General features: G+C 70.6%; 21 protein-coding genes and 1 other RNA gene. 8 read left to right on the forward strand and 14 right to left on the reverse strand.

Annotated elements, in window-relative coordinates; all coding sequences use genetic code 11:
- From C4F17_RS14840 to C4F17_RS14850, 3 genes are all read left to right on the forward strand, one after another.
- Window positions 1-1680: an MBL fold metallo-hydrolase gene (locus tag C4F17_RS14840; RefSeq protein ID WP_106935737.1), complete on the forward strand. Its 1680-nt coding sequence runs from the start codon at window positions 1-3 to the stop codon at window positions 1678-1680.
- The gene (locus tag C4F17_RS14845) at window positions 1677-2402 is read left to right on the forward strand and encodes an RNA pseudouridine synthase (protein ID WP_106935738.1); all 726 of its coding nucleotides are present in this window, start codon (window positions 1677-1679) and stop codon (window positions 2400-2402) included. Before C4F17_RS14840 ends, C4F17_RS14845 begins: the two co-directional genes overlap by 4 nt.
- A gap of 134 nt (window positions 2403-2536) precedes the next feature.
- Window positions 2537-3082 carry a hypothetical protein gene (locus C4F17_RS14850; RefSeq protein WP_106935739.1) on the forward strand — a complete coding sequence of 182 codons (546 nt, stop codon included), beginning with the start codon at window positions 2537-2539 and terminating at the stop codon, window positions 3080-3082.
- Here the strand turns inward: C4F17_RS14850 and C4F17_RS14855 are convergent.
- From C4F17_RS14855 to rnpB, 7 genes are all read right to left on the reverse strand, one after another.
- Complete coding sequence (locus C4F17_RS14855; RefSeq protein WP_106935740.1) at window positions 3072-4316, reverse strand: multidrug effflux MFS transporter; 1245 nt, start codon at window positions 4314-4316, stop codon at window positions 3072-3074. The genes C4F17_RS14850 and C4F17_RS14855 overlap by 11 nt on opposite strands.
- Window positions 4313-5761 (reverse strand): efflux transporter outer membrane subunit, encoded by a 1449-nt coding sequence (locus tag C4F17_RS14860; RefSeq protein WP_081271384.1) that lies wholly within the window; start codon window positions 5759-5761, stop codon window positions 4313-4315. The genes C4F17_RS14855 and C4F17_RS14860 overlap by 4 nt, the downstream gene beginning before the upstream one ends.
- Window positions 5758-6699, reverse strand: coding sequence for an efflux RND transporter periplasmic adaptor subunit (locus C4F17_RS14865; RefSeq protein WP_106935741.1), 942 nt, complete (start codon window positions 6697-6699; stop codon window positions 5758-5760). Before C4F17_RS14865 ends, C4F17_RS14860 begins: the two co-directional genes overlap by 4 nt.
- 14 nt (window positions 6700-6713) lie before the next feature.
- Complete coding sequence (locus tag C4F17_RS14870) at window positions 6714-6920, reverse strand: DUF1656 domain-containing protein (RefSeq protein WP_081271386.1); 207 nt, start codon at window positions 6918-6920, stop codon at window positions 6714-6716.
- On the reverse strand, window positions 6917-9058 hold the full coding sequence (locus tag C4F17_RS14875; protein WP_106935742.1) for an FUSC family protein: 2142 nt from the start codon (window positions 9056-9058) through the stop codon (window positions 6917-6919). The genes C4F17_RS14870 and C4F17_RS14875 overlap by 4 nt, the downstream gene beginning before the upstream one ends.
- Before the next feature lie 3 nt (window positions 9059-9061).
- Entirely contained in the window at window positions 9062-9529 is a 468-nt protein-coding gene (locus C4F17_RS14880; protein WP_106935743.1) for a MarR family winged helix-turn-helix transcriptional regulator, read from the reverse strand.
- Between the two features lie 199 nt (window positions 9530-9728).
- An RNA gene (gene rnpB / locus C4F17_RS14885) (RNase P RNA component class A) lies at window positions 9729-10057 on the reverse strand.
- A 97-nt stretch (window positions 10058-10154) separates the two neighbouring features.
- Here rnpB and cysK point away from each other — a divergent pair.
- The 5 genes from cysK (at window position 10155) to C4F17_RS14910 (ending at window position 15032) form a co-directional block, all read left to right on the forward strand.
- The gene (cysK, locus tag C4F17_RS14890) at window positions 10155-11075 is read left to right on the forward strand and encodes a cysteine synthase A (RefSeq protein WP_106935744.1); all 921 of its coding nucleotides are present in this window, start codon (window positions 10155-10157) and stop codon (window positions 11073-11075) included.
- Window positions 11076-11150: 75 nt separating this feature from the next.
- A complete protein-coding gene (locus C4F17_RS14895; protein WP_106937562.1) occupies window positions 11151-12797 on the forward strand; it encodes an NAD(P)/FAD-dependent oxidoreductase in 1647 nt (548 codons plus the stop codon).
- Window positions 12797-13354 (forward strand): VUT family protein, encoded by a 558-nt coding sequence (locus C4F17_RS14900; RefSeq protein ID WP_081271390.1) that lies wholly within the window; start codon window positions 12797-12799, stop codon window positions 13352-13354. Before C4F17_RS14895 ends, C4F17_RS14900 begins: the two co-directional genes overlap by 1 nt.
- 8 nt (window positions 13355-13362) lie before the next feature.
- The gene (locus C4F17_RS14905) at window positions 13363-13986 is read left to right on the forward strand and encodes a flavin reductase family protein (protein WP_106935745.1); all 624 of its coding nucleotides are present in this window, start codon (window positions 13363-13365) and stop codon (window positions 13984-13986) included.
- A gap of 50 nt (window positions 13987-14036) precedes the next feature.
- Window positions 14037-15032 carry a ProQ/FinO family protein gene (locus C4F17_RS14910; protein ID WP_081271392.1) on the forward strand — a complete coding sequence of 332 codons (996 nt, stop codon included), beginning with the start codon at window positions 14037-14039 and terminating at the stop codon, window positions 15030-15032.
- A 61-nt stretch (window positions 15033-15093) separates the two neighbouring features.
- Here C4F17_RS14910 and htpX read toward each other — a convergent pair whose 3' ends face one another.
- From htpX to C4F17_RS14945, 7 genes are all read right to left on the reverse strand, one after another.
- Window positions 15094-15969 carry a protease HtpX gene (gene htpX, locus C4F17_RS14915; RefSeq protein ID WP_081271393.1) on the reverse strand — a complete coding sequence of 292 codons (876 nt, stop codon included), beginning with the start codon at window positions 15967-15969 and terminating at the stop codon, window positions 15094-15096.
- Between the two features lie 103 nt (window positions 15970-16072).
- Window positions 16073-16834, reverse strand: coding sequence for a DUF3025 domain-containing protein (locus C4F17_RS14920; RefSeq protein WP_106935746.1), 762 nt, complete (start codon window positions 16832-16834; stop codon window positions 16073-16075).
- Window positions 16831-17631, reverse strand: coding sequence for an NYN domain-containing protein (locus C4F17_RS14925; RefSeq protein WP_106935747.1), 801 nt, complete (start codon window positions 17629-17631; stop codon window positions 16831-16833). Before C4F17_RS14925 ends, C4F17_RS14920 begins: the two co-directional genes overlap by 4 nt.
- Complete coding sequence (pyrC, locus tag C4F17_RS14930) at window positions 17628-18659, reverse strand: dihydroorotase (RefSeq protein WP_106935748.1); 1032 nt, start codon at window positions 18657-18659, stop codon at window positions 17628-17630. The genes C4F17_RS14925 and pyrC overlap by 4 nt, the downstream gene beginning before the upstream one ends.
- Window positions 18660-18744: 85 nt before the next feature.
- Window positions 18745-19479: a papain-like cysteine protease family protein gene (locus C4F17_RS14935; protein ID WP_159053666.1), complete on the reverse strand. Its 735-nt coding sequence runs from the start codon at window positions 19477-19479 to the stop codon at window positions 18745-18747.
- 137 nt (window positions 19480-19616) lie between these two features.
- Window positions 19617-21125 carry a UdgX family uracil-DNA binding protein gene (locus tag C4F17_RS14940; RefSeq protein ID WP_106935750.1) on the reverse strand — a complete coding sequence of 503 codons (1509 nt, stop codon included), beginning with the start codon at window positions 21123-21125 and terminating at the stop codon, window positions 19617-19619.
- Window positions 21126-21147: 22 nt separating this feature from the next.
- Entirely contained in the window at window positions 21148-22401 is a 1254-nt protein-coding gene (locus C4F17_RS14945; protein WP_106935751.1) for a putative DNA modification/repair radical SAM protein, read from the reverse strand.
- Window positions 22402-22498 lie beyond the last annotated feature (97 nt).

Consider the following 22498-nt stretch of genomic DNA (forward strand, 5'->3'; position numbering starts at 1 on the left):
ATGGTCCGTTCCTCCCAACAAATTCACCCCGCACGCGAGCCCGCGCCCGTGCGCGCGGCGGCCACCGTGCTGCTGCTGCGCGACACCGCCGCCGGCATCGAAGTGCTGATGACGCGCCGCTCGGCCACCGCCAGCTTCGCACCCGGCGCCTATGTGTTCCCCGGCGGCCACATCGACGCAGCCGACGAAGCCGCCAAGCGCATCGCCACCCGCCGCCCCACGCAGAGCCGGGTGCAGCGCACGCAGGCCATCGCAGCCATTCGCGAAGCCTTCGAAGAGCTCGGCATCCTGCTCGCGCACCATGCTGCAGACGGCCGCCCCGTGAGCGCCGCGGACATCGCCGCGATGGACCGCGCCGATACGGCCGGCACCGCCTTCGCCGACCAGTGCGCCGCGCGCGGCCTGGTGCTCGACTCCGACCGCGTGTTCACCTTCGCGCACTGGATCACCGACCGCGACCTGCCCAAGCGCTTCGACGTGCCCTTCCTGGTGGCGCGCATGCCCGAGGGCCAGACGCCCACGGCCGACGAGAGCGAGCAGTTCGAGCCCTGCTGGGTGCGCCCGGCCGATGCGCTCGCGCGCCACGCGGCAGGCAGCTTCTTCATGATCTTCCCGACCGTGCGCACGCTGCAGCGCATGGCCGCCTACGCCAGCGTCGATGCGGTGCTCGCGGCCTGCGCTCCGGGCGGTGCCGGCGAGGCGCCGCTTTGGACCAGCTGCCCGCGCGCCGGCCTGCTCAAGGGCGAGGACGCGCGCTACATGGAGCACGAGTCGCCCTTCGGCGAGCTCGCGCTGGTGTGCCCAGACGGCCAGATCGCGCATGCGCTCGACTGGCAGAGCGAGCACCCGGTCGCGCTGCTGAAGAACGTGATGCGCCTCACCGCGCCCAACCCCAGCGCCATGACCGGCCCCGGCACCAACAGCTACATCGTGGGCGACGCGGCCACCGGCTACATCGTCATCGACCCGGGCCCGAACGACTTCGACCACATCGGCCGCCTGTGGCGCGCCACGCATGGCGACATCCGCATGATCGTGTGCACGCATTCGCATGCCGACCATTCGCCCGGTGCCGCGCCGCTGCAGGCGCTGTGCAAGGAAACGAGGCCGCCGATCCTCGGGCTGGCATCGCGGCCGACCGCCCGGGCCACGGCGCGCTTCACGCCCGAGCGCGAACTGGCCGACGGCGAGCGCCTCGCGCTCTCCGGCACATCGCCCGAAGGCGCGGCCATCACCCACACGCTGCGCGTGATCCACACGCCCGGCCATGCGGCCAACCACCTGTGCCTGCTGCTCGAAGAAGACGGCCTGCTGTTCTCCGGCGACCACATTCTGAACGGCAGCACCACGGTGGTCGACCCGCCCGACGGCGACATGACGGCCTACCTCGAATCGCTCGACAAGCTCGACGCGGCCTGCGAGGCCGGCGGCGTCGAATTCATCCTGCCCGCGCACGGCTACGTGATCGGCTTCGCGCGCACCGCCATCTCGATGCTGAAGGCGCACCGCCTGAAGCGCGAGGCCAGGATCGCCGCCGCCATGCAGAAGCTGCCCGACGGCACGCCCGAGCAATGGCTCCCCATCGCCTATGACGACGTGCCCGAGCGCATGTGGCCGGTGGCGGCACGCTCGCTGGCCGCGCATGTGGCGCGCATCCAGCAACTGAATGCGGCCCGATGAACAGAAGCGCCCCTGAAAAAGACGACGGCGAAGGCATCCGCCTGGCCAAGCGCGTGGCGGCCATGGCCGGCGTGTCGCGCCGCGAGGCCGAGCTGCTGATAGAAAACGGCGCCGTGCGCGTGGACGGCGTGCAGCAGATGCTGCCGCAGTCGCGCGTGCTGCCGCGCCAGCAGGTCGAGATCGAGGCCGGCGCCAGGCCGCAGCCCATCCTTCCGGTCACGCTGCTGCTCTACAAGCCCGCCGGCATGCCGACCGACAAGGCGCACAGCCTGCTGGTGGCCGCGAACCACCACGAGCCCGAGCGCGCCGGGCAGCGCTTTCTGCCGGCCCATGCAAAGGGGCAGCAATGCATGACGCCGCTGGAGACCGGCGCCAGCGGGCTGGTCGCGTACACGCAGGAGTTCCGCATCGAACGCAAGCTGCACGAAGACGCCGGCATCCTCGAGCACGAGGTGATGGTCGACGTGGCCGGCCCGGTGGCCCCCGAGGTGCTGGCGCGGCTGGAGCGCTCGCCCGCGCGGGTGAGCATCGGCCGCCAGAGCGACGAACAGACCGGCCTGCGCTTCGCGCTCAAGGGCGCGCAGCCGGGGCAGATCGCCCACATCTGCGACAACGTGGGCCTGCGGATTCTGGCGATGCGGCGCATACGCATCGGCCGCGTGCCGCTGGCGGGGCTGCAGCCCGGCCAGTGGCGCTACCTGGCACCCCAGGAACGCTTCTGAACGACGACAAGAACCACAACCACGAGACAAAGACGATCGAACGGAAGAGGACGACCCCCGACGATGCACCGCATGTTCGCGGCCTGCAATTTTCAGCCTGCGGCCTTGAAGCGCCGCCGACAGGAGACTCAGCCATGAAGTTCGGATCACCGAGCGCCGCCCTTGCCCTCACCGTGCCGCTGGCACTGGTGACGGGCTGCAGTTACTTCTCACCCGCCCCGCCGCCCGCGCCGGCGGCCCCGCCACCGCCGCCCGTGATCTCGAAGGACGGCCTCGCACCGATCACCGGCGAACAGGTCGAGCGCATCCGCGAGGCCATCGGCGGCAAGGCGCCGAGCCCCGCCGTCAGCAAGGTGGTGCGCAGCGCGTCGCCGACCATCGAGTCCTTCGTGCGGACCGAGGGTTGCATCACCGCGCACAACGGCGCGGTGCTCAACCCCTTTGCCGCGCCGGGCCGCCTGTTCGACGGCAACGGCTTCCAGGGCGGCCCGATGACGGAGATGCAGTTCCACGACAAGACCTCCTGCGTGACGGTCAAGCGCATCCAGAACTGGAAGATGGTCTCGCCGAAGCTGCTGCGCTTCGAGGTGGTCTACGTGGGCGACGACGGCGAGGAACACGCCGTGAAGCGGCACGAGCTGATGCGCCAGCCCAAGGGCGGCTGGCTCTTCACGCGCTGAGCGTCTCGGCGGCGGCGGCATCGGCGCGCCGCTGCGCGCGCAGCGCCACCGCAAACGACAGCTGCGCCACGATGCCAGCCCCCGCCAGCACGATGGCCGATGCCAGCGCGGGGTTGCGGTGGCCCATGCCCGCGAGCGCGGTGCACAGCGCGCCCACGGCCATCTGCGTGAAGCCGTAGAGGCCCGAGGCCGAGCCGATCACCTGCGGGTTCACGCTGATCGCCTGCGTGAGCGCGGCCGGCGACGCCATGCCGACGCCCACCGTGAACATGAACATGGAAGCGACGATGAGCGGCACCGACAGATGGCCGCTCAACGCCGCGCCGAGCAGCACGAAGGCCGCGGCCACGCTCAGCGCGTTGGAGCGGATCATGAGCCGGTCGACCCGCACGCGCGAGATCAGGCGGCTGGTGAGAAAGCTGCCGAGCCACACGCCCGACACCAGGATGGCGAGGTAGATGCCCGCCTCGTGCGCGGGCCGGTGCAACTGGTCCACGAAGATGAAGGGCGCCGAGGCGATGAAGGCGTACATCGACGTGGTGGCGCAGCCGCCGCCCACCGAAAAGCCCAGGAACGCGGGCGAGCGCAGCAGCTTGCCGTAGTTGCGCGCGAGGTCTCGCGCGCTCACCGCAGACCCGGGCGCACCGGGCGCACCCGTCTCGGGCAGCATGCGCCAGGTGAAGAGAAAGCCCACCACGCCCAGGCCGAAGAGCGCATGGAAGATCGATCGCCAGCCCAGCGCGGTGGCCAGCGCGCCGCCGATCAGCGGTGCCAGGCTGGGGCCGATGGTGACCATGAGGTTCATCAGCGCAAGGCGGCGCGTGGCCTCCTGCGGCCCGGCGGTGTCGCGCACGATGCTGCGGCCCAGCACCAGGCCGGCGCAGCCGCCCATGGCCTGGAACAGCCGCGCGGCGATGAGCGAATGCACCTCCGGCGCGAGCGCGGCGGCCAGGCCCGAGACACAGTAGATGCCGAGCCCCCACAGCAGCACCGGCCGCCTGCCGAAGCGGTCGGCCAGCGGGCCGTACACCAGCTGCCCCACCGCGAGGCCGAAGATGTAGAGGCTCACCGTCATCTGCATGGCGCCGACGCTGGCACCCAGGCTCGCCGCGGCGATCGGAAGCGCGGGCACGAAGATGTGCATGGCCAGCGTGCCGCTGAAGGTCACCAGCGCGAGCAGCCACAGCGGCGCGTGCGCCCGGTGCTGCGGCTCGGGTGACGCGGCGGCGGTCATTGCTTCGCGGTCGCGGTGTCGGGCTCCCAGCCGCCGCCCAGCGCCATGAACAGCACCACCTGGTCGTCGGAAAGCTGCGCCTCGCTGGCCGCGAGCGCGGCTTCGCTGGCGGCCAGCGAGCGCTCGGCGTCGAGCGAATCGAGGTAGCCGGTGCGGCCGTTCTGGTAGAGCTGGCGCGCCTGCGCGGCGACCTTGGCGCTTTCGTCGCGCGAGGCCTGCAGCGCGGTGCGGCGGTCGAGTTCGCGGGCGTAGGTGGCCAGCGCGGTCTCGGTCTCGCGCAGCGCGGTGAGCACGGTGCCGTCGAACCTGGCGAGCGCGGCGCGCGTGCCGGCCTCGGCCTGCGCGATGTGCGACTGAACGACGCCGGTGTTGGGCACCGTCCACGAGATCAGCGGACCCAGGCTCCAGGCGAAGGTGTCCTTGCGGCCGAAGCCGTCGGCGTGGCCGACGGAGGAGCCCGAGAGCCCCAGCGTGATCTTCGGATAGAGGTCGGCCGTGGCCACGCCGATGCGCGCGGTCGATGCGGCGAGGCTGCGCTCGGCCTGGCGGATGTCGGGGCGGCGGCGCAGCAGCGCGGCGCCGTCGCCCACCGGCAGCACGCCGGCCACGCGCGGCGGCACGGTGCAGTCGGCCACCTCGCGCGGAAAGTCCTGCGGCAGCGCGCCGGTGAGCGTGGCAAGGCGGTAGAGCGCGCCCTGGCGCTCGGCCTTCAGCGGCGGCAGCGCGGCATTGAGCTGCTGCAGCTGCGAACGCGCGCGGCCCGCGTCGATGGCGCCGGCGCGGCCGGCGCGCTGCAGGCGATCGGTGACGTTCACCGCGTCCTGCTGCAGCGACACCGACTTCTGCGCGATCTGCAGGCGCAGGCCGGTCGAGCAGGCTTCGGCATAGGCGCGCGCGGTGCCGGCGGCGACGTTCACGCGCACCAGGTCGAGCGCGGCTTCGGCCGCCTGCGTGCCGGCCTGCGAGGCCTCGATGGCGCGGCGGATCTGGCCGAACAGGTCGACCTGGTACGACAGCGAAGCGCCCGCGCTGTAGTTGAAGGTGTTCGGCGGCTCATAGCCCTTCTGCAGCAGCGACAGGCCCGACACGTGGCCGTAGGAAGGCCCGCCGTTCACGCCGATGCTGGGGTACCTGGCGCCGGCCACTTCGTCTTCGATGGCGCGTTCGCGCTCGAGGTTGGCCACGGCCTGGCGCAGGTCGGTGTTGTGCGCGAGCGCCTGCTCTACGAGCTTGTCGAGCAGCGGGTCGTGGTACAGGCGCCACCAGTGCGGCGGCAGCGGCGCGGCGTCGGCCGGTGCCTCGGCGAAGGGCTTGCCGGCGGCGCTCTGGCTGGCCAGCGCCTCGGGCGGCTGGTGGTAGTCGGGGCCGACCGCCGCGCAGGCCGCGAGCCCGGCGGCGACGGCCAGCGATGCGAGGCGGAATGCGAAGCTGGTCATGTCGTTCATCCCTTGTGCTGCGGCGCGGTGGCCGATGCGGCTGCGTTGTGCGCCGGCTTGTTCTCCAGCACCTGCACCGTGACGGTCTGGCCCGCGACGAGGCGCGCGCCCTGCGGCAGCGGATCGAGCTTGATGCGCACCGGAATGCGCTGCGCGAGCCGCACCCAGTTGAAGGTCGGGTTCACGCTGGGCAGCAGGTTGGCGCTGGTGGAGCGGTCGTGGTCGGCAATGCCGGCGGCCACGCTGTCGACCGCGCCTTCGAGCACCGCGCCGCCGCCCATGGGCGTGACGCGCACGCGGTCGCCGAGGTGGATGCGCGGCAGCTTCGTTTCCTCGAAATAGCCTTCGACGTAGAACGACTGCGCATCGACCAGCGCGAGCACCGGGCGGCCCGCCGCGGCGTAGCTGCCCTGGCGCAGGTCGAGGTTGGTGACGAGGCCGCCGGTGGGCGCGCGCACTTCGGCGCGCTGCAGGTTGAGCTTGGCCGAATCGAGCGCCACCTCGGCCTGCGCGACGGCGGCCTGCATCTGCTCGACACGAGAGCGGGTCTGCTCGCGCGACTCCTTCGAGATGAGGTCGTCGAGGCCGACGTTGCGCGCGTTCTCGCGCTGCACCTGCGCGCTCATGGCGCGCTGCGCGGCAAGCGCGGCCTGCGCCTGGCGCACGGCGAGGTCGTAGCGCGCGCGGTCCACCTCGAACAGCAGCGTGCCGGCGGCCACCGGTTGGTTGTCGCGGATCGGCACCGAGGTGACTAGGCCCGACACGTCGGGCGCGATCTGCACGACGTTGGCACGCACGCGGCCGTCGCGCGTCCACGGCGCAAGCTCGTAGTGGTCCCACAGTCGCAGGCCGGCCCAGACGGCGGCGGCCACCACCAGCACGGTGAAGAGAACGCGCCCCAGACGCGGGGCCCAGGGGTTGTCGGAGGAAGAACGTACGGCTTTCATTGGAATCTCGTTTCTTATTGGAAGCAGGAGGAGACGCGGCTCAGCGCGTAGAGCAGCAGCAGGTACAGCGCCATGTCGAACAGCGCCGGGTGCCACACCCAGCGGTAGGCGCCGGTGGCGGCCAGCAGGCGGCGCACCGCCCACAGCGCCAGCAGCGCGCCGAGGGCCAGCACCATGATCCAGGGCAGGTACAGGCCGTAGAAACTTGCTTCGCCGATCATGCGGAAGCTCCTTGAATGGGTGCGCCGGCCAGCACGGGCGGCGCGTCGGGGAACAGGTTGCGGCGCAGGCCGACCAGCGCGGTGACGGCGGAGCGCGAAGCGGCGGGCGCACCGGATGCCGGCGCGTCGGGCACGGCGTCGAGCACCGCGTTGAGCGCCTCGTCGATCTGCGGCAGCAACTCGGCCGGACGCGGGTTCATGCGGCCTTCGCCGCGCTGGCGGAAGAAGCGCGCGATGCCGCCCAGCAGCGCGGCCGAGGTGCTCATCGGCAGTTGCGCGCGCACGCGCTGCAGCACCGCGATGTCGGCGCCCATGCGCAGGTCGCGCAGCGCGTCGTTCGCGGCCACGCCTTCGACGGTGCCGCCGGCCTGCGCGATGCGCGGCGCCAGCAGGCCGATGCGGTCGAGCATGCGCACGGCATAGGCGTCGCTCTGCGCGTACTGCGGCTGCGAAGACGCGGCCATGTCGCCCAGTTCTCGCCAGGTGGCGCGCTGGATGCGCCGCGCGCTCCAGTCGGCGCCCACGGAGCGAACCAGCCGCGTGACGCGCGCCGCGACCACCACGCCGACGATCTGGCCGATCATGCTGTTGATGAAGCTCACGAGGTCGGAGCTGGCGGTGTCGTGCAGCGCGAGCGTGCCGCACACGCCGAAGATCAGCGCCATCGCGGCCATGAAATGCGTGGGGCGCGGCAGGTACAGGCCCAGCAGCAGGAAGAGCGGCGCGCAGATCAGCACCAGCATGCCGAAGTCCTGCACCAGCGGCATGAGCACCAGCACGTAGAGCGCCGAGATCGGAACGGACCACAGCGTCCACTTCAGGAAGCCGTGGATGGCCGGCACCGGGTCGTCCATGGTGGCGAAGAAGCAGCAGAAGACGGCGGCCATCATGGTCGCGGCCGAGCCCATGGGCCAGCCGGTGAGGATCCAGAACGCGCCGCACAGGCAGATGGCGATGACGGCGGCCAGCGCCGACAGCAGCGCCATGCCGTAGTCGCGGTGCAGCACGCGGCTGCCGAGCGCGGCGGTGCGGCGCAGCGGCGCGGCGCCCTTCAGGCCATCGTCGATGTCCTGGCGCAATTGCGCGCAGGCGGTCCAGCCGTCGACGAGTTCTTCGAGCCGCCCCGCGAGTCCGATGCGCAGCGCGCGGCACCATGAAGTCTGCTGCTGCGCGTTCGCGGGCGTGGCGCTCAGCGTGTCGAGGGCGCGGCGCAGGGCCTGCAGGCGCCCGGCGCGGGTTGCCGCATCGGCGGCGGGCTCGGCTTCTTCGCGCAGCCATTCGGCGGCCTGCGCGAGCACGGCGGTCACGTCGGGAGCGAGCCGGCCTTCGGCCTGCACCAGCGCCTGCAGCCGGTCTTCGACGGCGGACAGCGCGGGCGTGAGCGCGGCGACGCGGTCCTGCATCGCGCGGATGGCGCCGGCCGTCCAGCGCAGGTGCGTGGTGTCGAAGGGCACGTGGGTGGAAAGCAGGCGCAGCTGCGTGATGTCGCCGGCGAGGCGGCGGCGGTCGTCGTCCAGGCGCTTGGGGTCGCCGCCGTTACCGCCATTGCCGCCGCTGCGCGCGGCGGGCTGCAGCAGGTCGCCCAGCCACTTGCGCGCGTCGAGCAGCGTGCGGTCGAGCAGGCCCAGCACGGTCGGCGCGAGCCCCGCCGGCAGCACCAGGCTGTGGACCAGCGTGGCGCAGAAGATGCCCAGGCCGATTTCCTCGACGCGCGCCACGGCGGTGTCGAACAGCGCGAGCGGCGTCTGCACGGAAGGAAAGCCGATGAGCGCGGCCGTGTAGCCCGCGAGCATGAACACGTATGAGCGCGGCGTGCGGTCGAACAGCGAGATGCACAGGCACAGCCCGACCCACAGCGCGAGCACCAGCGTCAGCAGTTCGGGCGCGTTGGACAGCGCGGGCACCAGCAGCACCGTGGCGGTGCTGCCGATGAGCGTGCCGCAGAAGCGGTACACCGCCTTGGAGCGCACCGCGCCGGCCAGCGGATGGGCGACGACATAGGTGGTCATGAGCGCCCAGAACGGGCGCGGCAGGCCGGCGCGGCTGGCGAGGTACATCGCCAGCATGGCGGCAACGAAGCTCTTGGCGGAAAAGAGAAGCTCCGCGCGGCTGAAGCGCGGCAGGCTGAACGCGGACATCGACTACCTGCGCCCTTCCTGAGACGGCTGCTGCTGCGGCGGCAGGCTCTGCACGGCGCGGACGCCCATGCGCTCTTCGAGCACCGAGAACACGCGCAGGCAGGCGGCGACGTCCTCGTCGGGTACGCCGTCGAACAGCGACACCCGCATCAGCGCCAGCGCCGCCTCGATGGGCTCGCAGACGGCCTTGCCGGCCTCGGTGAGATGCAGCGTCTTGGCGCGGCGGTCGGCCGGGTCTTCGCGGCGTTCGACGAGGCCGGCTTCCACCAGCTGGTCGACCGAGCGCACCAGCGACGGCCCTTCGATGCCCAGCGCCTCGGCCAGCACGCCCTGGCGCACTTCGCCGTTCATGCGCCCGAGCATCACGATCGGGTAGGCCAGCGTCTGCGACACGCCGACGTGCGCCACCGCCTTGTCGGCCGCGGCGCGGTAGCCGCGCTGCAGCACCGCGAGCGACGTGCCGAGGCGCATGAGCGATTGTTCGCGCGTCGGTTCAATCGCCTGTTCAGGCGCTGTTCGGGGGGTGGTCGGGTTGGTCACGATAGCCGGCTATTAATTAGCATGCTATCGATTGTACGGGTAACTACCAATCCCTGCTGGCGGCAAGGCTTACGCCCGCCTTGGCCGGGGCCGAGGGCGCGAGAACGCGGAAAAGGGGAAGGAAAGAAAAGTGTGAAGCTCGCCGATAAGCCGGATTCTGTGCACCGGAGGCCTCTTGCGAAACCTCCGGCGTGACCGCCATTACTCTGGGCCGTTTGTCGCCAAACGGCTCGATGCCACCTACCCGCCAGCTCAGCGGAACCACCTCAATACTGGCCTACTTGGTGTTGCTGCGCGCAGAGATTGCCCGTTTCACCCGAACTCAATCGGCTCGTCTCTGTTGCTCTGATCCTCACCTCACGGTGGAGAGTCGTTAACTCCTGCGCTGTCCTGTGCAGTCCGGACGTTCCTCCAGTGCGGCCTTTCGGCACTTGCACCAGCGGCGGTCTGGCGTGCTTCACGGGGTGGATTATCGCCTGTGCCCGGGCGTGCCTTCGGGCTGGTCTCACAATGCGCGCTGTCCGTCCGACAAACGCATCGATCCAAGGAGATTCCCATGAAGGCCCAGAACATCCTCCAGACCATCGGCAACACGCCGCACGTGCGCATCAACCGCCTGTTCGGCAATGCCAGGCAGCAGGTGTGGATCAAGTCCGAGCGCGCCAATCCCGGCGGCTCCATCAAGGACCGCATCGCGCTCGCGATGGTCGAAGACGCCGAGAAGAGCGGCGCGCTCAAGCCCGGCGGCACCATCGTCGAGCCGACCTCGGGCAACACCGGCATCGGCCTGGCCATGGTGGCGGCCGTCAAGGGCTACAAGCTGATCCTGGTGATGCCCGACAGCATGTCCGTCGAACGCCGCCGCCTGATGCTGGCCTACGGCGCCACCTTCGACCTGACGCCGCGCGCCAACGGCATGAAGGGCTCCATCGCACGCGCCGAGGAAATCGTGGCCGGCACGCCCGGCGCGTGGATGCCGCAGCAGTTCAACAACCCCGCCAACGTCGACGTGCACGTGCGCACCACGGCCGAGGAAATCGCGGCCGATTTTCCTGACGGCATCGACGTGATCATCACCGGCGTGGGTACGGGCGGCCACATCACCGGCGTGGCGAAGGTGCTGAAGAAGAAGTGGCCGAAGCTGCAGGTGTTCGCGGTGGAACCGGTGGCCTCGCCTGTCATTTCGGGCGGCGCTCCTGCGCCGCATCCCATCCAGGGCATCGGCGCGGGCTTCATCCCGAAGAACCTCGACACCTCGCTGCTCGACGGCGTGCTGCAGGTCGACGCCGAACCGGCGCGCGAAATGGCCCGCCGCTGCGCGCAGGAGGAAGGCATCCTGGTCGGCATCTCGTCGGGCGCCACGCTCGCGGCCATCGCGCAGAAACTGCCCTCGCTGGCACCCGATGCGGTGGTGCTGGGCTTCAACTACGACACCGGCGAGCGCTATCTGTCGGTCGAAGGCTTCCTGCCCGCCTGACCCGCTATCCCTTTCATAGCGCCCCGGGCGCTTAAAATGCGCGGCCTGCTTGATAACCACAAGCCCCACGCCGCCATGCTGAGAATCTCCGAACTCAAACTCCCGCTCGACCACGCGCCCGACGCGCTGGCCGCACTGATCGCCAAAACGCTCGACATTCCGCTCGACGCGATCGCCTCCCACAACGTCTACAAGCGCAGCTTCGACGCGCGCAAGGCCGAGCTGCTCACGGTCTACATCTGCGACGTGCAGCTGGCAGACGCGAAGCTCGAAGCCGGGCTGCTCGCCAAGCATGCGGGCCATCCGCATATCCAAAAAGCGCCCGACATGCGCTACACGCCGCCTGCCAATGCCCCCGAGGGCACGTCGCGGCCGGTGGTCATCGGCTTCGGCCCCTGCGGCATCTTCGCGGCGCTGATGCTCGCGAAGATGGGCTTCAGGCCCATCGTGCTCGAACGCGGCAAGACCGTGCGCCAGCGCACCCGCGACACCTGGGGCCTGTGGCGCAAGAGCGTGCTCAACCCGGAGTCGAACGTGCAGTTCGGCGAAGGCGGCGCCGGCACCTTCTCGGACGGCAAGCTCTACAGCCAGATCAAGGATCCGCGCTTCCTCGGCCGCAAGGTGATGGAAGAGTTCGTGAAGGCCGGCGCGCCGCCGGAAATTCTCTACGTCGCGCATCCGCACATCGGCACCTTCAAGCTGGTGAAGGTGGTGGAGAACATCCGCGAGCAGATCGTGGCGCTGGGCGGCGAGATCCGCTTCGAGCAGCGCGTGACCGACGTGCGCATCGAAAACGGCCACCTGCGCGGCCTCACCGTGCTCGACCAGACCACGGGCACCAGCAGCGAACTGCGCGCCGACCACGTCGTGATGGCGCTGGGCCACAGCTCGCGCGACACCTTCGAGATGCTGCACAAGCGCGGCGTGCACATCGAGGCCAAGCCGTTTTCCATCGGCTTCCGCGTGGAGCATCCGCAGGGCCTGATCGACCGCGCGCGCTGGGGCCGCCATGCGGGCCACCCGCTGCTGGGCGCGGCCGACTACAAGCTGGTGCACCACGCGAGCAACGGCCGCTCGGTCTACAGCTTCTGCATGTGCCCCGGCGGCACCGTGGTCGCGGCCACCAGCGAGCCGGGCCGCGTGGTCACCAACGGCATGAGCCAGTATTCGCGCAACGAGCGCAACGCCAACGCGGGCATCGTGGTGGGCATCGACCCGCGCGACTATCCCGGAGATGCGCTCGCCGGCATCGCGCTGCAACGCGAACTGGAGAGCAACGCCTTCGTGCTCGGCGGCGGCGACTACCGCGCGCCGGGCCAGCTGGTGGGCGACTTCGTCGCCGGCAAGCCGTCCACCGCGCTGGGCAGCGTGATCCCTTCGTACAAGCCGGGCGTCACGCCGACCGACCTGCACAAGGCCCTGCCCGCCTACGCCATCGAGGCGATGCGCGAGGCCTTTCCCGCCTTCGGCCGCAAGATCAAGGGCTTCGACACGCACGACGCGGTGCTCACCGGCGTGGAAACGCGCACGTCCTCGCCCATCAAGATCACGCGCGGCGACGACTTCCAGAGCCTGAACGTGCGCGGCCTCTACCCCGCCGGCGAAGGCGCGAGCTACGCGGGCGGCATCCTGTCGGCCGGCGTGGACGGCATCAAGGTGGCCGAGGCCGTGGCGCACAGCGTGCTGGTCGAAGCCGAACGCGAACGCACCGCCAGCGTCTGATGCCGGCCATGCACTTCGAACGCCCCACCTTCGGCCAACTGACAGCGGCCACGCTGGCCATGGCCGCGGTGGTGCTGGCCTCCAACATCCTGGTGCAGTTCGCCATCAACGACTGGCTGACCTGGGGCGCCTTCACCTATCCGGTGGCCTACCTCGTGAGCGACCTGGTCAACCGGCGCTTCGGTCCCGGCATGGCGCGGCGCGTGGCGTGGGTGGGCTTTGCGGTTGCCGTGGGCGTGTCGCTGCTGCTCGCGCCGGTGCGCATCGCGGCGGCCTCGGGGCTGGCCTTCATCGCTTCGCAGCTGCTGGACATCGGCGTGTTCGACCGGCTACGGCGCGGCCTCTGGTGGCGTGCGCCGCTGGTGGCCACGGTGATCGCCGCGGTGCTCGACAGCATCGTGTTCTGGGGCATCGCCTTCGCGGGCACCGACGGCCCCTGGCTCACCTGGGCGCTCGGCGACCTGGCGGTGAAGCTGGGCGTCGGCGTGCTCATGCTGCTGCCGTTCCGGCTGCTGATCGGCCGGCAGGCCGCGCGGGCATCGGCCCTGAGCCACTGAGGACATCGATGGCGAACGACGACTTCCACTTCTACGAACCCGCCAAGGGCCACGGCCTGCCGCACGATCCGTTCAACGCGATGGTCGGGCCGCGCCCCATCGGCTGGATCTCGTCGCAGGACGAGCACGGCGTGCTCAACCTCGCGCCCTACAGCTTCTTCAACGCCTTCAACTACACGCCGCCCATCGTCGGCTTCGCGAGCATCGGCGCCAAGGACAGCCTGCACAACATCCGCCAGACGCGGGAGTTCGGCTGGAACCTGGCCACGCGCCCGCTGGCCGAGCAGATGAACCGTTCCTGCGCGGCCGTGCCGCCCGAGGTGAACGAGTTCGAGCTGGCCGGCCTGCAGACCGCCGCCTCGCGGACCATCGCGGTACCGCGCGTGGCCGAAAGCCCCGTGTCCTTCGAATGCCGGCTCACGCAGATCCTGCAGCTCGAAGGCGTGGACGGCGTGCCGGTGCAGACCTGGCTGGTCCTTGGCGAAGTGGTGGGCGTGCACATCGCGCGCCGCCTGCTGAAGGACGGCATCTACGACACCGCCGCGGCGCAGCCCATCCTGCGCGGCGGCGGGCCGGCCGACTATTTCGAAGTCGGCCCCGACAATCTCTTCAGGATGTTCCGGCCGCGCTGAACGCGCACCGCCGGCATTCTTTTTTCCATTTCATTCCACCGCGCCCCCGCATGACCGACGCTTCCACCGCCACCCCGAAGACGAACGCACGCCCTCCCCGGCGCCAGCAACTGGACATGGCCGACCAGCTGAAGCAGCTGAAGGCCGGAGCAGACACGGACACCGGCACCGACGAGGCGCCCGCTCAACAGCAACCTCAGCAGCAGCAGCGCCAGGACGCGCGCCCGCCCCGGCAGAAGAACGGCGGCGGCCGCAACAACCAGCGGCGCCCCCAGCAGCCACGCCAGGAGCAGCAACAGAAGGCGCAGGCGCCGCAGCAGCAACAGCCGCAGCGCGCCCCGCGCAAGGTCAACCCGGTGCTGGAACGCCTGTTCGAGCTGTATCCGCAACTCTTCGGCGCGCGCTTCGTGCCGCTGAAGCTCGGCGTCTACGAGGAATTGCTGGCGCGCCACCCCGAGGACTTCAAGGCCGAAGACCTGAAGATCGCAATGGGCCAGCACGCGCGTTCCACCCGCTACCTCGAGGCCGTGGCCGCCGGCCTGGCCCGCCACGACCTCGACGGCAACGCGCTCGACCCGGTCGCGCCCGAGCATGTGCACCACGCCATCCTCGAGCTGCACCGCCGCCGCCAGCAGCGCAACCCCGGCGGTGAAGACCTGCGCCCGCAACTGGTGGCGCGCATCGCCAAGGCCATCGAAGCATCGGGCCTCGACCGCGAGGCCTATGCGGTGCTGGTGCGTTCGCGCGACCAGAACAACAACGCCGTGGTCGACGAAGCCCTGGCAGAACTCGCCCAGCAGGCCGCCAAGCGCGAAGCGCTGCTGCGCGCCTTCGAGGCCAGCGGCCGCACCGAGCAGGAGTTCGCCGACATGTACGGCATGAAGCACGGCGAGGTGACGCGCACGCTGCAACGCGTGCGCAACGACCAGAAGGCGGCGCAGGCGGCTGCGGAAGCGGCTGCTGCAGCAGCGGCAGCGGCACCCGTGGAAGCCGCGGAACCCGCCGCGGAGGAGCCCGCCGCCGCCCCGGCCCCCGCCAGCGACTGACCGGGCGCGCCAAAAAAAAACGCCACCCGGAGGTGGCGCTACAAAGCAGTAATGGCGGGTTTCAGCGCTGCGCGTTCTGCAGTGCGGCAATGCGCTCTTCGATCGGCGGGTGCGTGGCGAACAGCTTGCCCATGCTGCCGGTGATGCCCATGGCTTCCACGGCCTTCGGCAGTTCGCCGGCCGGCAGGCCGCCCAGGCGCGCGAGCGCATTGATCATCGGCTGCTTCTGGCCCATGAGCGCGGCGGCGCCGGCGTCTGCACGGAACTCGCGGTGGCGCGAGAACCAGGCCACCACCATCGCGGCGGCAAAGCCCAGCACGATGTCGAGCACGATGGTGCTCACGTAGTAGCCGATGCCGGGGCCCGAGCTGCGGTCGTCGCCGCGGCGCAGGAAGCTGTCGACCGCATAGCCGATCACGCGCGACAGGAACACGACGAAGGTGTTCATCACGCCCTGGATGAGCGTCATGGTGACCATGTCGCCGTTAGCGATGTGCGCCACCTCGTGGCCGATGACGGCCTCGACCTCTTCGCGCGTCATGTTCTGCAGCAGGCCGGTGGACACCGCCACCAGCGACGAATTCTTGAACGCGCCGGTGGCGAAGGCATTGGGCTCGCCTTCGAAGATGCCGACCTCGGGCATGCCGATGCCGGCCTTGTCGGCGAACTTGCGCACCGTGCCGACGATCCAGGCCTCGTCGGGCGTCTGGGGGTTGTCGATCATGTGCAGGCCGCTGGTCCACTTGGCCATGGGCTTGCTGATGAGCAGCGAGATGATCGCGCCGCCGAAACCCATCACCAGCGCAAAGCCGAGCAGCGCCGTGAGGTTGAGCCCGTTGGCCGTGAGGAAGCGATTGACGCCGAGCAGGCTGGCGACCACGCCGAGCACCGCGACGACCATCACGTTGGTCAGGACGAACAGAAGGATACGTTTCAAGTTGAATTCTCCGTGGGGAACGCTTCCATCCAGATAAGGGCCGCGGGGCTCACTTCAACCCGTGCGCTGCATGGAGGTGGCAACCATGATAGGAGCAAAAGTTCTAGCGCCCGTGTATTCCCCGCTGCGGCAAAGGCCTGAAAACCTGCGGGTCGTCATAGAAAGACGCGGCCTCGTTATCGGGCCACCAGCCGGGCACGCCGAGCAACGGCAGCGGCACGAAGGGCTTGCGCTCCAGACGCGCCGGGTCGAGCGCCTGCGCCATGCGCGCGTCGTCGAAGGCCACGGCGCCCACCGCCTCGTGCGTCAGCAGCACGTGCGCGGTGATCGGCTTGCGCGGCGCGGCGAGCTTTTCGAGCAGCGCATGGCCGAACACCAGCAGCCGCGCCTGCGCCCACCACTCGCGCCGCTCGACGAACAGCGTGTGCCAGTCGCGCGCGACTAGCGCCTGCCACAGCGCGGGCGGCGCGTCGAGCACGGCGCCGTTCTCGTCGAACAGCGTGAGCGCGTCGCGCAAGGGGCCGCGCACCGCCGCGACGCCGTGGCGCGCGATCTCGCCCGCCTGCAATTCGTTGAGCCGGCGCTTGGCCAGCGGAAACGCGAGCCACACGAGTCCGTTGAAGAAGTCGTGCAGGTTGTCGCGCGTGGGCACCGTGCGGGTCTGGAAGATGTGGGCCTCGTAGGCCTGGCCGGCGGGCAGCGCGTGCTGCTGCACGAAGTCGGGCACGGGTGCGTGGGCCGGCCTGGCGCCCTGCAGCGCTTCGGCGACCGAGCCGTGCACGGAGGCGGCCTGCGCCACGGCTCGGCCATGGGCGCGGTAGGGCGCGAGCCAAGGCTGCGCCCAGTCGACCGCCGGCAGGGTCAAGACGCGGGCGCGTCCGTCCAGCGGATGCGGTCGGGGTGCTGCATCACCGCGAATTCCGCCGTGAGCTTGTCGAACAGCTTGAGCGAGCTGCCGTGCTTGCCCAGCAGCCCCGCCGCGCGCAGTGCCTGCGCCACGTCGTTGAGCGGCACGTCCTTGCCGCTGCGCAGCGCGGGCACGGCCTGCAGGATGAACTCGGCCGCCTCGGAGGTCTGCGGTTGCGGCGCAGGTGCGGGCTTGGCCGCCTTGGTGCTGCTCTTGCGGGCCGCCGTCTTGGTGGCGGCCTTCTTCGCAGCCGTTTTCTTGGCGGCTGGCGCTGCCTTGGCCGCGGCCGTCTTCTTCGCGGCGGCGGTGCGGGCCGCGGGCTTCGCGCTGGCGTGGTGCTCGAGGTCCATGAACGCGTCGTAGATTCCGACCGTCTCTTCGCCCGTCTTGCCCCGCTGGCCGATGCCGCAGACGCGGCAGCCCTTTTCGCGCAGCCGGATCACCAGCGGCGCGAAGTCGGAGTCGGAGGACACCAGCACCACCACGTCCGGCCGCTCGTCGATGACGAGGTCGATGGCATCGACCGCGAGCGCGATGTCGGTGCTGTTCTTGCCGGTCGAGAGATTGACCATCGGCCGCACCGACAGCCGCTTGAACATCGCCTGCCGGTTGACGGCCATCTCGGCGTTGCAATAGGCGCGGCGCACGTGGATGGCGCCGTATTCGTCCATGGTGCGCTGCACGGCCTGCTCGATCACGTCGGCCGAGACGTTGTCGGCGTCGATCAGCAGCATCACGCGCGGTGTGGGCGTCATGCCAGCTTCCAGTGGATGGTTTCGCCGCCGCGCAGCGGCTTGAGCGTGGCGTCGCCGTAGGGCACGGTCTCCGGCACGGTCCAGCTTTCGCGCTTGAGCGTGACGGTGTCGGCGTGGCGCGGCAGGTTGTAGAAGTCGGGGCCGTTGAAGCTGGCGAAGGCTTCGAGCTTGTCGAGCGCGCCCGCGTTGTCGAAGGCCTCCGCGTACAGCTCGATGGCGGTGAGCGCGGTGTAGCAGCCGGCGCAGCCGAGTGCGTGTTCCTTCAGGTGGGCCGGGTGCGGCGCGCTGTCGGTGCCCAGGAAGAAGCGGTCGCTGCCGCTGGTGGCGGCCTCCATCAGCGCCACGCGGTGCGTCTCGCGCTTGAGCACGGGCAGGCAGTAGTAGTGCGGGCGGATGCCGCCGGTGAAGATGGCGTTGCGGTTGTAGAGCAGGTGATGCGCCGTGATGGTGGCTGCCGTGAAGGGCCCTGCGTCGCGCACGTAGTGGGCGCCTTCCTTGGTGGTCAGGTGTTCGAACACCACCTTGAGCTCGGGGAAGTCGCGGCGCAGCGGAATCATCACGCGGTCGACGAACACGGCTTCGCGGTCGAACAGGTCGATGGCGGGGTCGGTCACTTCGCCGTGCACCAGCAGCAGCAGGCCGTGCTTCTGCATGGCCTCGAGCGTCTTGTAGGTGTGGCGGATGTCGGTCACGCCGGCATCGCTGTTGGTGGTGGCGCCGGCCGGGTACAGCTTGAGCGCGCGCACGCCGGCTTCGGCGGCCAGCGCGATTTCTTCGGGCGGCAGCTTGTCGGTCAGGTAGAGCGACATCACGGGCTCGAAGGCCACGCCCTGGGGCACGGCGGCGCGGATGCGGTCGCGGTACGCCACGGCCTGCGCGGCGGTGGTCAAGGGGGGGCGGAGGTTCGGCATGATCAGCGCGCGGCCGAACTGGCGCGCGCTGTGGGGAACGACGGCTTCGAGGGCGGCGCCGTCGCGCACGTGCAGGTGCCAGTCGTCGGGGCGGGTGATCGTGAGGGTGTCTGTCATGGCGGGGCGATTGTCGCATCGCCCCCTGGAAGGCAAGGAGGCGGCGAACCCGCCGAACGGTTCGCGGAACTCCGCAAATCTCTTTCTACTTGTGGAACACCCGGCAGGTGCGCGAGGCGGCGCCCTGCAGCCACTTGACGAAATTGACCGATGTGCGCGCGCCCTTGTGCGGCGGCCAGGGATCGAGGATGCGCAGCGTGGTGCCCCGCCCGCTCGGGTCGTCGTCGCCGCGGATGCCGGCGATGACGACCATGTGCCCTGGCCGGCCGGCGCCGGCCGCGTAGCCGCCGCGGTTGGTACCCCACAGCATGTCGAACATGAGCGGGCCGTCCTGCAGCGCCGCGCGCAGCGCCTTCAGCGACCATGCCGACGGCGGGTGCACTTCCAGGCCGTGCGCGGCGGCCACGCGCTGGCCGACTTTCATTTGCGCGTCGTGCGTGTCGACGCTCTCCTGCAGCCCGCCGTCGGCCGCGACCAGTTCGGCCGGGGTGCGCGCGAGCACCGCCTGCACGGTGGAGCGCGTCATCATCGCGACGCCGGCGGCCCAGCACAGCGCGGCGGCCGGGGGCGGGATCAGCGCGACGGGATGCAGGATGGGCGCGTCGCGCTCGCCGTCGAACGCGACGTTCTGGGTGCAGGGGCCGGCCTCGCCGTCTTCCACCAGCCAGTGCGCGGCCTGCAGGCGCAGCACGGCCGCGCGGGTGAGCGGGCCGAAATCGCCGTCGGTGGCGAGCCGCGGGCTGGGCTGCAGCTTGCGGTTCAGCGCTTCCTGCAGGCGGCGGACGTCGGCTCCTCGCCAACCCTGTTTGAGCGTGGTCATCGGCATGCTTTCCTTCACCCCTCGGTGGAATCGCGGACTTTGGAATACGGGCGTCGGAATTGTCAAAACCGCGGCCGCGGGCGTCTACTCGCCGTATGGCGTAGTCGGCGGCGCCCGATCAGGGCGCCTGCCTGCTACTAAAGTACGCGCGCCGGAGTCGATTGGATTTCGCCGCTGTCGCCTTGGAGACTCTGGGGACTCTCGAACGCACCCGCCAGGTCGGCCAGCCAGCGGTCGTAGGCGGTGGCGCGCTCGGCGTCGGGCAGGCGCAGCAGCGCGGACGGATGCAGCGTGACGAACACGGGCCGGCCATCGGCGCGCTCGTGCAGCCACGCGCCGCGCTCGGCCTGCACCGCCACCGGCCGGCCGAGCAGGGCGCGGGCGGCGGTCGCGCCCAGCGCCACCAGCGCCTGCGGACGCACCAGCGCGATTTCGCTGTCGAGCCAGTGCGCGCAGGCTTCGGCCTCCCGCTGGCCCGCCGTCTTGTGGATGCGGCGCTTGCCGCGCAGCTCGTACTTGAAATGCTTCACGGCATTGGCCAGGTACACCGTGTCGCGCGGCCGGCCCAGTTGCGCCATCGCGCGGTCGAGCAGCTGGCCGGCCGGCCCGACGAAGGGCCGCCCGGCCAAGTCTTCCTGGTCTCCGGGCTGCTCGCCGACCAGCATGCGCTGCGCGCCCACGGGCCCTTCGCCGCACACGGCCTGCGTGGCAAGCGCACCGATGGGACAGTCGCGGCATGCATGCGTGGCCGCGCGCAGTTCGTCGAGGCTGGCGGGCGCCGCGCGGTCGGCCGGCAGCGGGTGCAGCGGCACCGGGGCGCGGATACGGCGCGCGGGCGTGGCCGGCGCGTCGATCATCGACTGGCTGCGCGCCTGCGCCGCTTCGGCCAGCGGCTGGATCAGCGCGGCCTCGGGCAGGTTGTGCCAGTAGCGGGCCGGCATCTCGCGGCGCATCATCGCGAGCTTCAGGCGCGCGGGGTTGAAGATGTTCTCGTAATAGACCAGCCAGAGCTGCTCGCCGGCATCGGGCGGCGGCTTCTCGCGCCGGTCGGCGCCTTCGCGGAAAGTGAGCGCCTGCCCGTCCCACGCCACGCAGCGCTCGGGCGTGAGGATGGCCCAGTTCATCTGCGCGAAGCGGCGCGCGAAGAAGGGCGCGTTGGCTTCCACGATGCGGTGGTCGGGCTCGAACCATGCCACGTGACGCTCGCCCTGCTCGCCTTCCACGCGGGTGAAGCGCACGAAGGCGCGCATCTTGTGGATGTCGCGGTGCACGGCCTTGGCCATCTGCCGGGCCTGCAGCATGTCGGGGTCGAGCGGGTCGTGACGCAGGGCCGGTTCGTGCACCAGGCGCCAGAGCAGCCGGTACAGGAGCGCCAGGCGGCCCGCGTCGCGGTGCAGGATCACGTCGGCGCACAGCGCGAGGAACGACGCGGGCACCGGCTGGCGCGCGGCGCCGGCGGGCGGCGGCAAAGGCGCAGGCTCGAACAGGCCGCCGGCGGGCGCGTCCGCGAACAGGTCGGAACCGCCTTCGCCCTGCGTGCCGTCGCTCCATTCGACATGGTCGGGCGGCACGCCATTCGCCAGCAACCGGCGCGCCTCGCGGCGGAAGGCGTCGAGGTCGACCGGGTTCCCTAGCCGTACGCGCATGGCGGCTTGCTCCCGGCTCAGCTCAGAACAGCGCCGCCTGCGCCGGCCGGGCTGCCGGAACTGCGGCGGCCATGGCGCCCGCCGCCGGCCGGTGCCCGTCGGCCACCACGAACGGCAGCACCTTGCGCGAGGGCACGTGCAGCCGGCGCAGATCGTCGGCGCGCACACGGCGCACACGGCGCGCCTGCAGCAGGCGCTCGACCGCCTTCACGCCCAGGCCCGGCACGCGCAGCAGCATCTCGCGCGGGGCGTGGTTCAGGTCGACGGGAAAACGCTCGGCGTGCGCCAGCGCCCAGGCCAGCTTGGGGTCGACGTCCAGCCGCAGCAGGCCGTCGGGCGCGGCCACGATCTCCTGGTGCTCGAAGCCGTAGAAGCGCATGAGCCAGTCGGCCTGGTAGAGCCGGTGCTCGCGCATCAGCGGCGGCGCCACCAGCGGCAGCGCGCGGGCGGCATCGGGAATGGGGCTGAAGGCCGAGTAGTACACGCGCTTGAGCTTGTAGGCGCCGTACAGCGTGGCGCTCGACGCGAGGATGTGGCGGTCGTCGGTGGCGTCGGCGCCCACGATCATCTGCGTGCTCTGGCCGGCGGGCGCGAACGGCGGCGGCTTGGCGGCGGCAGGGGCCGCGCCGGGCAGCGCGCGGATCGGCACCACGCGGCGCGCCTCCTCGCGCGTGTCGTCGATGCGCAGGCGCAACCGCGCCATGGAGCGGCGGATGGCGCTTTCGTTCTTCTCGGGCGCCAGCGCCTGCAGGCCCTCGGTGGTGGGCATCTCGACGTTGATGCTGAGCCGGTCGGCATAGCGGCCGGCGCGCGCCAGCAGCTCGTCGCTGGCGTCGGGGATGGTCTTCAGGTGGATGTAGCCGCGGAAGTCGTGCTCCTCGCGCAGCACACGCGCCACCTCGACCACCTGCTCCATGGTGTGGTCGGGCGACTTGATGATGCCGCTCGACAGGAACAGGCCCTCGATGCAGTTGCGCCGGTAGAAGTCGAGCGTGAGCTGCACCACCTCTTCGACGCGGAAGCGCGCACGCGGCACGTTGCTCGAAGCGCGGTTCACGCAATACAGGCAGTCGTACTGGCAGTGGTTGGTCAGCAGCACCTTCAGCAGCGAGATGCAGCGGCCGTCGGGCGCGTAGCTGTGGCAGATGCCCGCGCCCTCGGTGGAGCCGATGCCGCGGCCGCCCACCGAGTCGCGCGGCTGCGAGCCGCTGGATGCGCAGGAGGCGTCGTACTTGGCGGCGTCGGCCAGGATGGCGAGTTTGCGATGGATGTCCACGGGAGACCTCTTGGTTACTGTATGAATATACAGTCATCGGCCATCCCAAAGGCTGCGATTTGTAAGCGGGCCGGCCGCACCGGCGCGGCGTTGCGCC

It is taken from the genome of Variovorax sp. PMC12, from assembly GCF_003019815.1.
Lineage (GTDB): Bacteria > Pseudomonadota > Gammaproteobacteria > Burkholderiales > Burkholderiaceae_C > Variovorax.

Bases quoted from the DNA above. Each gene is read 5' to 3' on its own strand.
- pyrC (WP_106935748.1), bottom strand. From the start codon at position 18,659: ATGACAGACACCCTCACGATCACCCGCCCCGACGACTGGCACCTGCAC.
- C4F17_RS14850 (WP_106935739.1), top strand. From the start codon at position 2,537: ATGAAGTTCGGATCACCGAGCGCCGCCCTTGCCCTCACCGTGCCGCTG.
- C4F17_RS14905 (WP_106935745.1), top strand. From the start codon at position 13,363: ATGGCGAACGACGACTTCCACTTCTACGAACCCGCCAAGGGCCACGGC.
- C4F17_RS14880 (WP_106935743.1), bottom strand. From the start codon at position 9,529: ATGCGCCTCGGCACGTCGCTCGCGGTGCTGCAGCGCGGCTACCGCGCC.
- C4F17_RS14865 (WP_106935741.1), bottom strand. From the start codon at position 6,699: ATGAAAGCCGTACGTTCTTCCTCCGACAACCCCTGGGCCCCGCGTCTG.
- C4F17_RS14940 (WP_106935750.1), bottom strand. From the start codon at position 21,125: ATGCGCGTACGGCTAGGGAACCCGGTCGACCTCGACGCCTTCCGCCGC.
- cysK (WP_106935744.1), top strand. From the start codon at position 10,155: ATGAAGGCCCAGAACATCCTCCAGACCATCGGCAACACGCCGCACGTG.
- C4F17_RS14895 (WP_106937562.1), top strand. From the start codon at position 11,151: ATGCTGAGAATCTCCGAACTCAAACTCCCGCTCGACCACGCGCCCGAC.
- C4F17_RS14875 (WP_106935742.1), bottom strand. From the start codon at position 9,058: ATGTCCGCGTTCAGCCTGCCGCGCTTCAGCCGCGCGGAGCTTCTCTTT.
- C4F17_RS14840 (WP_106935737.1), top strand. From the start codon at position 1: ATGGTCCGTTCCTCCCAACAAATTCACCCCGCACGCGAGCCCGCGCCC.
- C4F17_RS14925 (WP_106935747.1), bottom strand. From the start codon at position 17,631: ATGACGCCCACACCGCGCGTGATGCTGCTGATCGACGCCGACAACGTC.
- C4F17_RS14900 (WP_081271390.1), top strand. From the start codon at position 12,797: ATGCCGGCCATGCACTTCGAACGCCCCACCTTCGGCCAACTGACAGCG.
- C4F17_RS14855 (WP_106935740.1), bottom strand. From the start codon at position 4,316: ATGACCGCCGCCGCGTCACCCGAGCCGCAGCACCGGGCGCACGCGCCG.
- C4F17_RS14870 (WP_081271386.1), bottom strand. From the start codon at position 6,920: ATGATCGGCGAAGCAAGTTTCTACGGCCTGTACCTGCCCTGGATCATG.
- C4F17_RS14860 (WP_081271384.1), bottom strand. From the start codon at position 5,761: ATGAACGACATGACCAGCTTCGCATTCCGCCTCGCATCGCTGGCCGTC.
- C4F17_RS14935 (WP_159053666.1), bottom strand. From the start codon at position 19,479: ATGACCACGCTCAAACAGGGTTGGCGAGGAGCCGACGTCCGCCGCCTG.
- C4F17_RS14910 (WP_081271392.1), top strand. From the start codon at position 14,037: ATGACCGACGCTTCCACCGCCACCCCGAAGACGAACGCACGCCCTCCC.
- C4F17_RS14845 (WP_106935738.1), top strand. From the start codon at position 1,677: ATGAACAGAAGCGCCCCTGAAAAAGACGACGGCGAAGGCATCCGCCTG.